This window comes from Pseudomonas fluorescens, assembly GCF_902498195.1.
Lineage (GTDB): Bacteria > Pseudomonadota > Gammaproteobacteria > Pseudomonadales > Pseudomonadaceae > Aquipseudomonas > Aquipseudomonas fluorescens_BU.
Genome location: NZ_CABVIY010000006.1, coordinates 1 through 14,020, shown reverse-complemented (window position 1 = coordinate 14,020; position 14,020 = coordinate 1). Strand labels below are relative to the sequence as shown.

The window sequence follows — 14,020 nt, the reverse complement described above, 5'->3', positions numbered from 1 at the left end:
CCGGAGTCCTGCACGCGTGCATCGGGGCTCCGGCAGCCCTCCCCCTTGAATCCTGGGCACCACGAAGCCCACAGACTGAATCCGCCCTTCTTACAAAACCTGTGGTGTTGTCCCACTCAATGGAGCGGCAAGCCCCGACTTACCCTGTCAGTGCCTTGAATTAACCTGTCTCGGTTTACCAATCACAAAAACCCAGGAAAATCCGATGACACCGATATCCAAATCACTGGAAGAGTTGATCAATGAAATTTACGAGGATGGTTCAGTTTCAGTGGTCGAATACAGAGTCCTGCGGGACGATGCCGATCGCCGCATGGACGCTGTAGTCAAGGAGTTTGGCCAACACAACAATGTGACCGCCTTTCAGAAAGCGATGGACGTTGCCATGCAGTTACTGAGTAACGCCGTCATGGATGCCAAAAAATCCGGGCTGACCGACACCGGCAAGGCAATCGTCAAGGACGCGGTAACAGCCCAGGTAGAATACTTGCGCGCTGGCAGCCAATTGGCGCTGCGCCTTTTGTGATCGACTGAGTTTTTGCCAGCCTGCAAATCTGTTCGGCCGGCTGGCTTTCTGTTCTCGAATAACCTTCAACGCCTAACTTTTTCGCGTGATTGTGCTAATCCAGTATGAGGTGCACCCCATAACGGGGAAACGCTGAAAAGGATCTGAGCATGTTCAAATTCGCGGGCCTTACCCTCGCCGCCCTCACCCTGAGTGCCGCCGCCCACGCCGATGTCGGCCTGAAGCTGGGCAGCACCGAACGCGTCACGCGCCTGTTTGCTTATCCCAACAACTGCAACGTGATTTGCTTTCGCAACTGGACGCTCGAGCAAACCGTCGAGCATTACCTGACCCAAAGTGTACAGCGCGATGGCTACAACGACGCCAGGGTCATGGTCAAAACCGATAACGGTCAACTCTATGCTGAAATCATCGGGGTGCCCAAAAGCTACGAAAAACCGCTGGCGGCGCTGCTCGATGCTGGTGACCTGGCCTATAACGGCGCCAGCAAACTGAACGCCGACGGCAAGTGGGCCTACAACTGGAATCTGTTCCTGCCGCTGGGCATGCCTCTGCAAAACCGCAGAAGCGTCGAACTGCTGCACTTCCCGCCGGACTATTCGTTGACCCAGGCCCAGGATTACCTGAAGTCCGCCACCTCCGATCGCTGGGCCTCGCTGCTCACTGACAATGGCATCCCGGCCGAACAGACGCCCGCCTTCCAGACGATCATCGACATCGCCCCGATTGCCGCGCCCTCCAATGCCGGCAAGGACCTCGAAGGCGTCTACGACTACTTCACGGACTACCAGACCACCATGGTCAAAAACCTCAGCCAGAATGCCAATGGTCCAGTGCCGATGGTTGCCTTCGGCGCACCGGTGCGTACCTGGATAAAGCGGCAATACGGGCCGACCGTGAATGTGCTGAGCCTGGTCAACATCAGCCCGAGCGACGGGGTGAAAGTGTCCGTGTTGGGCGCCAACCACCCGAGCTACATCTGGTACGCCGCCGACCCGGCAAGCTATACCGGCAAAGATGCCCAGGCCAAGGCCGATACGGCGGGCCTGAAAGTCATGGGCCAGGACTTGAGTGCCGCCTGCTGGCAGGCCGCCATGGGCCGCGATCAGGAAAGCAATCCCGATATTGAACTGAAAACCTGCACCCAAATTTGGCAAGTGGCCGAGACAGAAAAAACCTGCGAGCTGTTCTACACCTCGATCCGCAACCTGACGCGCGGGCAGGCCGTGGCCAAATGCGCGACAGCCACCATCAAGCCCCAGCTCAAACTGCTCAAGGCGCCCGCGCCAGAGACCGCGATTCCCGCGCCACCGCTATGAAACGATGAACGGCACTCACGCTGTCAATTGTGACAGTAGACCGCTGATTTGATCTGCGAGAGGCTGGAGTCGAACCCATGTGCTGCAGCGCCGACAGGATCATCGGCTGATGGAGGTCGCAGCCCCCAGCCGACAAGGATCGTTATGAAAGCCAATAGTTTGCGCCGTTCGCTCGCACCGCCACCGGGAGGCGTCTATCCCTCGGCCGAGTTACCTCTCTCACTCGGATTCCCTTCCCTGGCCGACTTCGAGATCCTCACGAACAGCGCGGGCAAGCCGGTCGCTGCTGTGGCGTTGCGCGAGTTTCCACGGATCAGCCGGATTTGCCGGGTTTCAGGGCATTTGCTGCCCTATCGCTGCCGACATACCCGGCAACTGGCGCCCGGCGTGCATGTCTTCGACCCACGCTTTTGCGGACTGCTACGCCATTCCTGCGACCCTAACGCCTATCTCGACCTGAGCGAATTGTGGTTGTGGGCGCTGAAGGACATTCACAAAGGTGACCGGCTGACAATGGACTACGCCGCCACTGAAGACAAAGTGCTGCGCCAGTTCGCCTGCCGCTGTCGTTCGTACAACTGCCGAGGCTGGATCACCGGTTATGACGAACCACCCAACACCGACGGCCAGGAGTTTTTGAAACTCTGGCGTCGGCAAGGTTAGCGCCGATAGCGCTTTACAGCGGCTCGAACGGACGCAGGCGATACTGCGGCGGCAATTGCTCAAAACCGCTGATGGTGGCGTTCAGGCTTTTCCAGCGACCGTCCTTGATGCCATAGATGCAGCCGTGGATCGACAGTTTCTGCCCACGATGCCAGGCGTTTTGCACGATGCTGGTGTGGCCGACGTTGGCCACTTGCTGGATCACGTTGAGTTCGCACATGCGGTCAACCCGCTCCTCTTCCGTCGCGAGCTGGGCGAGTTCTTCACGCTTTTCGTAATAGAGGTCGCGAATCGAACGCAGCCAGCCGTCGATCAAGCCGAACTGGCGATCCTGCATCGAGGCGCGCACACCGCCGCAGCCATAGTGGCCGGTAACGAGGATGTGTTTGACCTTGAGCACGTCCACCGCGTACTGGATCACCGACAGGCAGTTGAGGTCCGTGTGCAGCACCACGTTGGCCACGTTACGGTGCACGAACAGGTCACCCGGCAACATGCCCACGATCTCGTTGGCCGGCACCCGCGCGTCGGAGCAGCCGATCCACAGGTATTCCGGCGTTTGCTGGCGAGCCAGCTTGGCGAAGAAGTCCGGATCTTCCTTGGTGATCGCGTCAGCCCAACGCTCGTTGTTATCAATCAGGTCTTGTAAGTCGTGCATGCTGGGAAGCCTCAAGAATGATTCGCTGCTTTGACAGACGACCGCCCGTCGGGGTCACTAAAGGATCGCAAGTGTTTCCGTTGGAATTCTCATGTGGCCGGTGAGTCCACTCTAGTAAGGCTCACAGTATGAGGAATGGCCATGACTGATTCACGACGTCCCTACGATGCGGTGCAACCGGAACCCATCGATGATAACGAAGACCGCATGGGTTCGGTGCACGAACTGGACTTCGACGACGAACAGCCCAGCGCGAAAATCGGCGACGAACTGCCGGAGCGTGAACGCGAGCAACTGATGCCCCGGGAACGTGTGCGCGAAGCCGGCATGACCGGCGCCTCGACCGCTGACCATGAATCGACCGACGACGACATGAGCCCTGAAACCCTCATCCGTGAGGATGGTGCACGGGACGCCCATGAAGCCGGTGAAGGAAATCAGGCCGATTGGGACTTGAGTATCGTCGACGAGGACGATATCGGCGGTGGTAACGGGCTGGATGAGGCGGAGATGGCGCGGCGCGATCCCATGGACGGTAAACGCTGACCACAGGCAGGGGCTGCCGAAGGCTGCGATCTTTTGATCCGTGTTCTTAAAAAATCGCAGCCTTCGGCAGCGCCTACAGGGGTTTAATCGACCAGGGTGCAGGCCATGACCACCGCGTCTTCACGCCCACCCACCGCCGGGTAGTAATCCCGACGCCGACCGATCTCATTGAAGCCATAGCGCTCATACAACTTGAACGCGGCCGTATTGCTGTCGCGCACTTCCAGAAAGCACTCCCGGGCATCCGCCTTGTAGGCAATCGACATCAAATGCTCCAGCAGCGTCAACCCCAGGCCACGGCCCTGGTTTTCCGGTTTCACCGTGATGTTCAGCAGATGCGCCTCGTCGAGAATAATCTGCACCACGCCATGACCGACCTGCTGCTGGCCTTCGAACATCAGCCAGATCTGGTACTTGCCCAGGCCATCGAGAAAAATCCCGCGGGTCCAGGGATGGCTATAGGCGGCGTATTCGACTTTCAGTACGGTTTCCAGGTCCGCCTCGGTCATCGGGCGGAACGATACAGCATCACTCATTCGATTCTTTCCAGCGCGCCATCAGCCGACGCATGGCTTGCCAGACATCAGCCTTACGCTGTGGCTCTTCCATTAATAACTCCAGGCCCGGCAAGGCCCAGACCGACCCCAGGCCTTCGACCTGGAGTTCGCGATTGTAGGACTCGGCGTTCGCCTCACCGGCAAAGCGCACCGCCGGCAGGCCGATCAGCCACAGGCAGACGCACGGTTGATCTTCCAGCCGGGCCGAGAGAAAACCCTGCACGAAATCACGGGCCGCTTCCGGGCCTTGATCCATGGTGCCCCGCACCAACAACGGCCAGCGTACCGGCTCGCCCACGATCTGCGGGCTGTCCGGCAGGCCGGCGGCGCGCAGCATGTCTTTGAGCAGCAAATACGCGGGATCGCGGGTCTGGAAGGTTTCGCCTGTGGGTAACTCCACCAGCAGCAGGCAGCGTCCGGCGCGCAGCAATTGCAGGGCGAAACGTGGCGGTGGTACAGGTGCGACCTTGGCGACGATCGGCGTTTGCGCGATATCATCCACCGGCTTGGCCCCGGTGCGGGTGCTCGCCAGCGATGGCCGGGGCACTTCGATCTTCGCCCGTTCCGCCGTTTTCACGACCGGCGCCACAGGCGCTTCGGCCGCAACTGCCGGCACTGTCGGGGCGACCACCAGCGGCTCGAGCGGCTCCAGCAGTTCGGGCCGCGACGGCGCAGCAAAGGGCAATTCGGTGCGCGGCAGCCAGTTGACCACCTGCATGGCGGTCAGATAGGCGCGGCGACGGGACTCGTTAAGCAAAGGTCGGCCACTTGTGGATAACTGAAGTGCGGTGATTCTACCGCCCTTCGCACAAGATCGCCTGCTGTTGATCGATTGCCTTGACCGAAAGAAAAGCGGCAGTCCATCCCGAGACTGATTCGCATCGCCCGCGATGAAGTACAATCGCGGCTTTTAATCGCCAACCAGCCGGCCATTCCGATGATCGAACCCAAGCGCGTCTTGCGCGCCCTCGCTGAACACTGGGCACTTCTGGAGCCTCTGTGCGAGCATTTCGACCAAGGCACCCTGAGCCTCAACGAATTGCGTTCACAGTTGGCCGCCCAGCAACTGGACAGTACGCCGCAGGACATCACCAGCCTGCTGGACGTGTGGATTCGCCTCGACATTCTGGTTCCCGTGGCGAAAAGCCCGAACCGTTTCGAGCTCAATGCGCAGATTCACGACTTCCTCGCCTACCTGCGCCGTGAACACCGCCTTGGCCTGTGCCTGGAAATCGAAGCCTACCTGCGCCATCTCGAACGCCTGGCCGGCTACATCCAGGACGCCTTCGACATCCGCGACGGCAACGACCTGGCCCGTCAGTTGCGCCTGCTCGACATGCGCGTGCGCGATGTATTGAAAAAACTCGCCAACGACGAACAGGCCCTGGTGGCCGTCGCCGAGCGGGCCAAGACCAGCGACCGGCAGATCCCGTTGCGCCAGCGTTATGCCGAAGTACTGGCGACCTGGGACGAATACGTCGAACCGATGATTCAGCTGGTGAATGCCGACGGAGCCTTCGAACAAGGCGTGCGCAAGGTCGAAAACGTCCTGCTGAAGATGCTCACCGAACAGCAACGTCTAGGCCACCTGGTCGATGACGACATGTTGCTGCGCACCCACGCGCGCATCCTCGAAATGCAGACCAGCGCCCAACTGACCCTGCGTCACGCCCGCGAACTGCTGCTGCCGCTGCGGGAAGAAGCGCGCCGGCACAACGCGGTGACCCGTGGCGCGGCGCTGGCGCTGTCGATGATTCGCCGCAAGGGCATCGACGCCGTGCCGCAAGCTGCCATGCCGATGTTCACCCGCCCGCAAAGCACCTTTCTCGGCAGCGCCAGTCAGGTGGAGGCCTACGTTTACGCCCTGGCCCGTTTCGAGCCGAAACCGGCGCGGTTCCCCAAGGCCCACAAGACCCAGAAAGGCGAAACACCGCGCGCGCCACGCACGGTCCGGGAGATGCTCGACCGTTGCGAAGACGCCCTGCCGATGCCGGACCTGATGACTTGGTTGCTGGAGCAGGAGCCGGACGGCGCCACCGACGAATTGCTGTACTGGTTCTCACGCCTGTCCCGGGAAAAACGCTTCAAGCGCGAACGCCTGGAACGCCGCGACTACCACACACACGAGCACCAGGTCAGCCTGCGCTCCTTCGCCCTGCTCTCGGCGGGCCCTGAGGCCCCCGAGAATTCTGCGAGCACTCCACATGCATCTTGATCTATCCGAACTGTCCCAGCTGGCGCCGATCTTTCGCGAGCTGTTCAAGGGTTACCACGTCAGCCGCCGCGATCCGGAGCTGTACGCCCAACTGTCGAATTTTCAGGACCAGTACCGCACGCTGTTCAAGGCCCTGGGCTTTGAACTGGTGTGTGACACCCGCGGTTTCTACTACTTCGTGCCGGACCTTGCCGCCGCCGCGGTGAACAAGACCGCCCAGCGCCTGGCGCTGTTCACCTTCATTCTGGTCGAGCATCTGGCCGACCAGGGCCGCGACCCGATTGCCGTGCTCGATGGCGGTAGTCTCGGTCGCGATGAGCTGCCGTCGCTGCTGGAAAAGTACCGCGACTTGTTCATTCAGGCTGAAGTGCAGACCCAGGACGAGCTGGAAGAAAAGATCATGCGCCGCATGACCCAACTCGGTTTTGCCAATGAAGAAAACGGTGTCTACCGCTTCCTGCCGCCGATGCACCGTTTCCTCGATGTCTGCCTGTCGGTGCAGCAGGACCGCGACCTCGCCGCCAGCCTCCACAGCGTACTGCCCCTGCCGGCGCCCGTGCTGATCGACGAAGACAGCGATGAAAAACTGCTGGAGACTGACGATCCGCTGGACCTGGCAGAGTTTGCAGACGAAAGCGAAGAAGACGCCCTGGCACGCGCCATCGCCGAAGAACAGGAGCTCGACGCATGAGCAAGGAACGCTACGGCATCCGCCGCTTTGCCCTTTTGAACACCGCCGGCTACAGCCTCGGCCTGTTCCCGCTGGAAGAACCGCTGTCGGTCTACGGCGCGAACAACCTCGGTAAATCCGCCTCGATCAACGCCTTGCAGTTCCCGATCCTGGCGCGTATGTCGGACATGAGTTTCGGCAAGTACAGCCTGGAGCAATCCCGGCGCTTCTACTTCGCCTCGGACACCAGTTACATTTTGGTCGAGGTCTCGCTGCCCCACGGCCCGCACGTGATCGGCGTGGTCGGGCGCGGACCGGGTGGCGGTTTCGGTCACCAGTTCTTTGCCTACGCCGGCAAACTGGACCTGGCCCACTACCAGAAAAACGACACCTGCCTGCGCCAGAAAGAGTTGTTCACCAACCTTGAGCGCGAAGGCCTGAAAGCCTACGAGCTGAAGCCGGACGAACTGCGCCGCCTGCTGGTCGGTGGCCACACCTCGATTCCGCTGGACTTGACACTGATCCCGTTGCGCTCCACCAGCGAACAAAGCCTCAAGACCTTCCGCGCGTTGTTCATCAACCTGCTGCACATGCGCGAAATCACCGCGGCCAAGCTCAAGCAGCTGTTCCTCGATGCCTTCGAACACAGCCTGCGTTCCGGTAGCGTGGATTACATCGCGGCGTGCGAAGAAGCCTTTCGCGATGTACGACGCATGGAGCAGGACTACAACTCGCTGGTCGCCGCCGGCCCCTTGGTCGAAGCGCTGGCCAATGGTGTTAAACAACGCGACCTGCTGCGCGGCAAGCTGCATCGTCTGTCGCCGTTGCTCGATTCGCTGCTCGGCACCTGGTCGGACTACGCCGGCGCGCGCAAGGAAGAGCTGACCATTCAGGCCGAGCACTACCGTCGCGAGCAGGACGACCTGCAAAACGACCAGCGTGGCGGCACCCAGGAACTGATGCGCCTGGAGCGCGAAATCAGCGGCATCCAGCGCTGGCTCGGCGAGCTGTCGGTGCTCAAGCATCGCTTTGCCCTGGTCGATGACGCCAAGGTCCTGGAGCAACAATTGCTCGCCGCCAAGGACGCTCACGATGAACTGGCCGGTGCCCTGGCGCAGTCGCGTCAGTTCAGCGCCGAAGACCTGGAAGAGCGCCTGCGGGACCTGGAAAAACGCCTGAAATCGGTCAAGCAGCAGCTCGATCACGCCGATAACAACAGCTATGCCCGCCTGCGCGAAGAGTTCTCGCAGCAGGATGTCGAGCGCCTGATGCGTCTGTTCAACAGCGCACTGTTCAGCCTGCCGCTGGGCGAGCATGGCATCACCCTCGACGACAACGGCGATTGGGTGAAATCAGTGGAGCTCATCCTCGACGGCTTCAAAGGCGAACGCTTCGAAGTGCCTGGCCTGTCGATCGACATCTCGCACATCGAACCGCCGGCCCTGCAAGCCCTGGCTGACCGTGCGGCGTTGCGCGACCAGAAAGAGCGCCTGGACAAAGAACTCAAGCAACTGAAAACCCAACAAGCCGTGGCCGCCGACCGCGCCGCGAGCAAGAGCCAGACCGAGGCGCTGTATCAGCAAGTGCTGGACGCGCAGAAGGCACTGGAAGACTTCCGCCGCGCGCAAACCCTGAGCGCCGAGGAAGGCGACAAGCTTGAACAGCTCGCGCAAATGGAAGCCGCGCAGGACGAGTTGAAGCGTTCCAGCGATGCCTTCACCGAGCGTGTCCAGCAACTGTCGGCCAAGCTGCAACTGGTCGGCCGGCAGATCGCCGACATGGAAGCCAAGCAACGTACCCTCGATGACGCCCTGCGTCGCCGTCAGTTGCTGCCGGCGGATCTGCCGTTCGGCACGCCGTTCATGGACCCGGTCGACGACTCCATGGACAACCTGCTGCCGCTGCTCAACGACTATCAGGACAGCTGGCAAGACCTGTTGCGCGCCGACGGCCAGATCGAGGCGCTGTACGCCCAGGTGCGCCTCAAGGGCGTGGCCAAGTTCGACAGCGAAGACGATATGGAGCGTCGCCTGCAACTGCTGATCAACGCTTACGCGCATCGTACCGACGAAGCCCTGACCTTGGGCAAGGCGCGTCGCGCGGCCGTCACCGACATCGCCCGGACCTTGCGCAATATCCGCAGCGACTACGACAGCCTCGAACACCAACTGGCGTTGTTCAACCGCGAGATCAACAAGCGTCAGGTCTCCAACCTGCAAAGCTTCCGTATCGTGCTCGCACCGAACAAGGAAGCGCTCAAGCACATCGACCAGATCATCCACAGCGCCGGCCAGTACGAAGAAGGCGAAACGCTGTCGGTGTTCGACCTGAACCAGAGCGCGGACCAGGACAACAAGAACGAAGAGGCCAAGGAATACCTGGCGCGGCTGGTCGCGGCCAACCACAACCAGCTCGGCCTCAAGGACCTGTTCGAACTGGCCTTCGAGATCACCAAGGTCAACGGTCAACCGGTGATCCACACCGACATCGACGGCGCCGCGTCGAACGGCACCACCATGACCATCAAGGCGCTGACCAACATGTACCTGTTGCTGCACTTGATGGATCGCGACCTGGCGGGACGAGTGCGCTTGCCGTACTACCTCGACGAAGCCGCGGACATTGACGAGAAGAACCAGGCCGCCTTGCTGGAAACCAGCCTGCAACTGGGCTTCGTGCCGATCCTGGCGAGTGTGAAACCGCAAGTCTGCGCCAGTGTCGCCATCGACCTGGAAGGCGGCAGCGGCCCGGCCGGGATCTATATCGATGAAGCGGACTGGAAGTACATTCGTCGTCACGATCACGTGAAGGCGAGCGTCAATGTAGAGGCGGATGAGCCGGAGCTGGATGCGGTTTGATTCGCTGTAGTTGATGGCAACAAAAAGGCCGCGGTCCAGTAGGGATCGCGGCCTTTTTTGTGGGCTTGAGATTTACGGTGAGTTCAATGGCCTGTTCGCGAGCAAGCCCGCCCCCACAGGAGATCGCGGTTTACACAGAATGTGTGAGCAACCGAAAACCTTGTGGGAGCGGGCTTGCCCGCGAAGGCGTCATCCAAGACGCCCTTTCAATACCCTGCTATTTACCGAGGGAAATCTTCGGCGCCCAGGTCAGCCATTCCTCTTCGAACTTGTCGAACAACGGGAATGTCTGCTCCGGCCGCGCCGCACTGCCCATGCGATCGCCGTCCGGCGTGGCAAACGCAACGCCACCCTGGATCATGGTTTCCAGTGACTCGGTACGCATCGTCGCGCCTTTGAACAGACCGACATCAAAATCGAAACCGCTGGTATTCCAGAATCGGGTACCACTGCGCACCAACGGCGCGTACTTCGGCTCGATCAGAATATGGATCAACACCCGATCCGCGGTCTGACCCAGCTCGTAACCCGTCACCTTGCCCACGGTAATTTCGCGATACGTTACCGGCACCCCGGTTTTCAGCGAGCCGCGACGGGCAGCGCTCAAGACCAGGCTCAACCCGGCCTCGGTCTTGGCCGTCTCAGGTGGAATGGGCAGCGCGACAAAGTTCTTCTGTGGGCCAAGATTCTTCGGTGCGGGTTGCACTTCGATGTACTGGCCGGTCACCAAGGTTTCAAGGTTCGACGTCTTGATCAGGCCCAACTCCGGCTTGACCACCCAGAACTCGCTGCCCACCCGTGCGATACGCTCCGGCACTTCGGTGATGCGTGCCGTCAGGAGCACCGATTGCAGATCGTCGCTGAGGTCGACATTCTCGATCTTGCCGACATCCAGGCCTTTGAAGCGGATCGGCGTCCCGGTGCGCAAGCCATCGGCGCGGTCGACCTTGATCGTGATCATCGCGCCTTTTTGCGTGGCGTCTTCATGACTGGCAAACAGTCGGAACCGTGGAATTCGCTTCTGTAAAGGCGCCTTGGCTTCCGGTGTTTCAAAGGCAATGCCGCCCGCCATCAGGCTTTGCAATGACTCGCTTTTGACCTGAATGCCGCCGGTCAGTCCCCCCGTCAGCGTGATGCCGCTGGCATTCCAGAACCGCGTCGAGGCATTGACCAGATTTTCGTATTCCTTCTCGATGTGGACGCCGATCACCAACTGGTTTTTCTTTCGCGAAAACTGATAGCTCTGGACCGAGCCCACCTTGACCTGCTTGTAGAGAACCGGGCTGCCGACTTCCAGCGAACCGAGGTTGTCGGTGAACAGCACCAGATGCAGCCCCGGCGAGCGCAGATCCAGCGGCGGCGCCTTGGGCCGTGCGACGAACTCGCGTTGCGGTGCTGCGCCTTTGTCACCGGGGCGCACGGCGATGTAGTTACCCTTGACCAACGCCTCCAGACCCGTGATACCGGCGAGGGAGATCGATGGCTTGACCACCCAGAACTGGGTGCCGTCGACCAGGTAATCCTCGGCCAGCGGGTCCAGCGTCAGTTCGGCGCTGGCGGCGGAAAGGTCCGGATCAACCTTGAGTGCCTTGAGCGTGCCGACCTGGATACCTTTGTACATGACGGGTGTGCGACCGGCTTGCAGGCCCTCGAAATCACTGAGCTTGACCTTGACCTTGATCCCGGCCGCCGCCGCATCAAAATCTTCGTAGAGCCGGAACGGCAGGCTCGGATCGGTGGGCGGGCTGTCCTTGCGGTTTTCTGGCGTGGCGAACGCGATTCCCCCGGCGACAATACTGGCCAGGGACTCGCTACGCACTTTCACACCCGATAGATTGGCGTCGATGCTGATGCCGCTGGCGTTCCAGAAGCGCGTATGTTTGCGCACCAATTTGGCGTAGGTGGGCTCGATAAACACTTTGAGCTCGACGGTGCTCTGGTCTTCGGAGAGCACATAGCTTTTGATCTGACCGACCCTGATCTGCTTGTAGAACACAGGGCTGCCGCGGTTCAGCGATCCCAATCGATCGGCCTTGATCGTCAGGTGCAGGCCCGGTTGGGCGTCAGACAGTGGTGGTTCCTCAGCCAGCGCCTTGAACTTGCGTGTCGACTCGCCCTCTCCGGGGCTGATCGCGACGTAGTTGCCCGAGACCAGCGTCTCCAGGCCCGTAATACCGGCCAGGGTTACGCTCGGCTTGACCAGCCAGAAGCGCGTGCTGGTGCGCAGGTATTGCTCAACGTCCTTGTTCATCTCGATGCTGGCAATCACCCCTTTGGTGGAGCCTTCGTCATCGAGCTTGAGTGTCTTCACTTTACCGACCGACATGCCTTTGTAGACCACTTCGGTTTTGTTGGCCTGGATACCCTCGCCGCTTTCGAAGCGCACCTGAATTTCGATACCGGTCTCGGTGTAAGCACGCCAGCCAAGCCAGCCGCCAATAATCAAGGCAATGAGGGGCAACACCCAGATGGCGGACCAGTTCGAGGCCGGACGGGTTTTCGCTGTAGGCAAATCAGTCATGGTCGTCGTCCGACTCCGTGTTGTCCCAAATCAGTCGGGGATCGAAAGTTACTGCAGCAAGCATTGTCAAAATCACCACGCTGGCGAATGCAATAGCACCGAGATCAGCCTCGACACTGGCAAGCCGTCCAAAATTAACGACCGCCACCAGGATGGCGATCACAAAGATATCGAGCATCGACCAACGGCCGATGAACTCGATGAAGCGATACATCCAAATCCGTTGCCGGGCCGAGAGCGGCTGTCGACGCTGCACCGAATACAACAACAGTGCGATGCCTACCAGTTTGAAGGTGGGCACCAGGATGCTGGCGATAAACACCACGGCGGCAATGGGAATCATGCCGTGCTGAACCAGTTGAATCACACCGGACATGATGGTGCTGGGATCCCCCTTGCCCAATGAGCTCACGGTCATGATCGGCAGCACATTAGCCGGTATATAGAGAATCGCCGCCGTGATCAGCAGCGCCCAGGTCCTTGCGAGGCTATTCGGACGGCGGGCATGAACCAGCGCTCCACAGCGTGTGCAGGTCTGCTCGTCAGCATCAGCTTCCTCCCTGTTCAATTCATGACATTCCGCGCAAATCAGAATGCCTGCATCAATCGCCCGCATGGGCATCTTCTCCTGATAATGCCTGCCAGATCTGGTGAGGCGACATGACCACCTCCAGCCAGACCTGAACCAACAACAGACCGATGAAACACGCCAACCCGAGACCTATGGTCATGGCTGCCATATCTGCCAGTTTGACGATCGCTACCAGCACGCCCATGAGGTAGACCTCGAGCATTCCCCAGTCTCGCAAGTGGTGATAAATACGGTAAAGGAGCAGGCCGTAGCTGCGTCCGATATCAAAACGAATACTCAGCAGGACGGCCAGTTGGCAAAGCAGTTTGAGCAACGGGATGCCCATGCTGCACAGGAACACGACGACGGAAACGCCTTGCATGCCCGTATTGAATAGCCCAACAACACCGCTCCAGACAGTGTCTTGCGAGGACTGCCCGAGTAGATTGAGCTGCATGATGGGCAAAAAGTTCGCGGGGACATACAACAAGAGCGCTGCGATCACCAAGGCGAGACTGCGCTGCACGACATTGTATCGATGGGCGTAGAGCTCATAACCGCAGCGCGGGCACAGGGCTTTCTCACCATGGGCGAGTTCGGGCTTGCGCATCAGCAAGTCGCACTCATGACACGCCACCAAATCGTCCAGTGGTAATTCTGACAGCCCGGGGGCATCAACCGGATCTGGCATAAAGGCTCTGGCTCCGAAAAAGTTGGACCTATTCTAGTGTCCTGAATCGAAAATAACTGTGCAAATTTGTGCTCATGGACATCGTGCTTTTCGAGCGCGCAAAACAAAACCCCAACTGCTTTCGCAATTGGGGTTTCGGAATTTAATCTTGACGATGACCTACTCTCACATGGGGAAACCCCACACTACCATCGGCGATGCATCGTTTCACTTCTGAGTTCGGGA

The 14,020-nt window shown here is 60.0% G+C and carries 13 protein-coding genes; 7 read left to right on the top strand and 6 right to left on the bottom strand.

Annotated elements, in window-relative coordinates; translation table 11 throughout:
• The first annotated feature begins 205 nt into the window (after positions 1–205).
• The 3 genes from F8N66_RS21440 to F8N66_RS21430 all read left to right on the top strand — a co-directional run bounded on the left by F8N66_RS21440 (position 206) and on the right by F8N66_RS21430 (position 2,508).
• Positions 206–526 carry a hypothetical protein gene (locus F8N66_RS21440; protein WP_150772095.1) on the top strand — a complete coding sequence of 107 codons (321 nt, stop codon included), beginning with the start codon at positions 206–208 and terminating at the stop codon, positions 524–526.
• 149 nt (positions 527–675) lie between these two features.
• Positions 676–1,845 (top strand): hypothetical protein, encoded by a 1,170-nt coding sequence (locus F8N66_RS21435; protein ID WP_150772094.1) that lies wholly within the window; start codon positions 676–678, stop codon positions 1,843–1,845.
• Positions 1,846–1,989: 144 nt separating this feature from the next.
• A complete protein-coding gene (locus F8N66_RS21430) occupies positions 1,990–2,508 on the top strand; it encodes an SET domain-containing protein-lysine N-methyltransferase (protein ID WP_150772093.1) in 519 nt (172 codons plus the stop codon).
• Positions 2,509–2,521: 13 nt separating this feature from the next.
• Here F8N66_RS21430 and can read toward each other — a convergent pair whose 3' ends face one another.
• Positions 2,522–3,166 (bottom strand): carbonate dehydratase, encoded by a 645-nt coding sequence (gene can, locus F8N66_RS21425; protein WP_150772092.1) that lies wholly within the window; start codon positions 3,164–3,166, stop codon positions 2,522–2,524.
• A gap of 141 nt (positions 3,167–3,307) precedes the next feature.
• Between can and F8N66_RS21420 the strand changes: the two genes are divergently transcribed.
• Positions 3,308–3,712, top strand: coding sequence for a serine kinase/phosphatase (locus tag F8N66_RS21420; RefSeq protein ID WP_150772091.1), 405 nt, complete (start codon positions 3,308–3,310; stop codon positions 3,710–3,712).
• An 83-nt stretch (positions 3,713–3,795) separates the two neighbouring features.
• Here F8N66_RS21420 and rimI read toward each other — a convergent pair whose 3' ends face one another.
• Together rimI and F8N66_RS21410 are read right to left on the bottom strand one after the other, a co-directional pair.
• Positions 3,796–4,248, bottom strand: coding sequence for a ribosomal protein S18-alanine N-acetyltransferase (gene rimI / locus F8N66_RS21415; RefSeq protein WP_150772090.1), 453 nt, complete (start codon positions 4,246–4,248; stop codon positions 3,796–3,798).
• On the bottom strand, positions 4,241–4,987 hold the full coding sequence (locus F8N66_RS21410) for an energy transducer TonB (RefSeq protein ID WP_150772466.1): 747 nt from the start codon (positions 4,985–4,987) through the stop codon (positions 4,241–4,243). Before F8N66_RS21410 ends, rimI begins: the two co-directional genes overlap by 8 nt.
• A gap of 219 nt (positions 4,988–5,206) precedes the next feature.
• Between F8N66_RS21410 and mksB the strand changes: the two genes are divergently transcribed.
• Genes mksB through mksF form a run of 3 tightly spaced genes read left to right on the top strand, consistent with a single transcriptional unit; the run spans position 5,207 to position 10,012 of the window.
• Positions 5,207–6,484 (top strand): Mks condensin complex protein MksB, encoded by a 1,278-nt coding sequence (gene mksB / locus F8N66_RS21405; RefSeq protein WP_191623036.1) that lies wholly within the window; start codon positions 5,207–5,209, stop codon positions 6,482–6,484.
• The gene (gene mksE, locus F8N66_RS21400) at positions 6,474–7,175 is read left to right on the top strand and encodes an Mks condensin complex protein MksE (RefSeq protein WP_150772088.1); all 702 of its coding nucleotides are present in this window, start codon (positions 6,474–6,476) and stop codon (positions 7,173–7,175) included. The genes mksB and mksE overlap by 11 nt, the downstream gene beginning before the upstream one ends.
• Positions 7,172–10,012: an Mks condensin complex protein MksF gene (gene mksF, locus F8N66_RS21395; protein ID WP_150772087.1), complete on the top strand. Its 2,841-nt coding sequence runs from the start codon at positions 7,172–7,174 to the stop codon at positions 10,010–10,012. The genes mksE and mksF overlap by 4 nt, the downstream gene beginning before the upstream one ends.
• A 217-nt stretch (positions 10,013–10,229) precedes the next feature.
• Here mksF and F8N66_RS21390 read toward each other — a convergent pair whose 3' ends face one another.
• The 3 genes from F8N66_RS21390 to F8N66_RS21380 are packed head-to-tail and all read right to left on the bottom strand — an operon-like array spanning position 10,230 to position 13,795.
• A complete protein-coding gene (locus F8N66_RS21390; RefSeq protein WP_150772086.1) occupies positions 10,230–12,533 on the bottom strand; it encodes a PqiB family protein in 2,304 nt (767 codons plus the stop codon).
• Positions 12,526–13,149 carry a paraquat-inducible protein A gene (locus F8N66_RS21385; protein WP_150772085.1) on the bottom strand — a complete coding sequence of 208 codons (624 nt, stop codon included), beginning with the start codon at positions 13,147–13,149 and terminating at the stop codon, positions 12,526–12,528. Before F8N66_RS21385 ends, F8N66_RS21390 begins: the two co-directional genes overlap by 8 nt.
• On the bottom strand, positions 13,136–13,795 hold the full coding sequence (locus tag F8N66_RS21380) for a paraquat-inducible protein A (RefSeq protein WP_150772084.1): 660 nt from the start codon (positions 13,793–13,795) through the stop codon (positions 13,136–13,138). The genes F8N66_RS21385 and F8N66_RS21380 overlap by 14 nt, the downstream gene beginning before the upstream one ends.
• Between the last annotated feature and the right edge of the window lie 225 nt (positions 13,796–14,020).

Bases quoted from the DNA above. Each gene is read 5' to 3' on its own strand.
- F8N66_RS21440 (WP_150772095.1), top strand. From the start codon at position 206: ATGACACCGATATCCAAATCACTGGAAGAGTTGATCAATGAAATTTAC.
- F8N66_RS21435 (WP_150772094.1), top strand. From the start codon at position 676: ATGTTCAAATTCGCGGGCCTTACCCTCGCCGCCCTCACCCTGAGTGCC.
- F8N66_RS21430 (WP_150772093.1), top strand. From the start codon at position 1,990: ATGAAAGCCAATAGTTTGCGCCGTTCGCTCGCACCGCCACCGGGAGGC.
- can (WP_150772092.1), bottom strand. From the start codon at position 3,166: ATGCACGACTTACAAGACCTGATTGATAACAACGAGCGTTGGGCTGAC.
- F8N66_RS21420 (WP_150772091.1), top strand. From the start codon at position 3,308: ATGACTGATTCACGACGTCCCTACGATGCGGTGCAACCGGAACCCATC.
- rimI (WP_150772090.1), bottom strand. From the start codon at position 4,248: ATGAGTGATGCTGTATCGTTCCGCCCGATGACCGAGGCGGACCTGGAA.
- F8N66_RS21410 (WP_150772466.1), bottom strand. From the start codon at position 4,987: ATGCAGGTGGTCAACTGGCTGCCGCGCACCGAATTGCCCTTTGCTGCG.
- mksB (WP_191623036.1), top strand. From the start codon at position 5,207: ATGATCGAACCCAAGCGCGTCTTGCGCGCCCTCGCTGAACACTGGGCA.
- mksE (WP_150772088.1), top strand. From the start codon at position 6,474: ATGCATCTTGATCTATCCGAACTGTCCCAGCTGGCGCCGATCTTTCGC.
- mksF (WP_150772087.1), top strand. From the start codon at position 7,172: ATGAGCAAGGAACGCTACGGCATCCGCCGCTTTGCCCTTTTGAACACC.
- F8N66_RS21390 (WP_150772086.1), bottom strand. From the start codon at position 12,533: ATGACTGATTTGCCTACAGCGAAAACCCGTCCGGCCTCGAACTGGTCC.
- F8N66_RS21385 (WP_150772085.1), bottom strand. From the start codon at position 13,149: ATGCGGGCGATTGATGCAGGCATTCTGATTTGCGCGGAATGTCATGAA.
- F8N66_RS21380 (WP_150772084.1), bottom strand. From the start codon at position 13,795: ATGCCAGATCCGGTTGATGCCCCCGGGCTGTCAGAATTACCACTGGAC.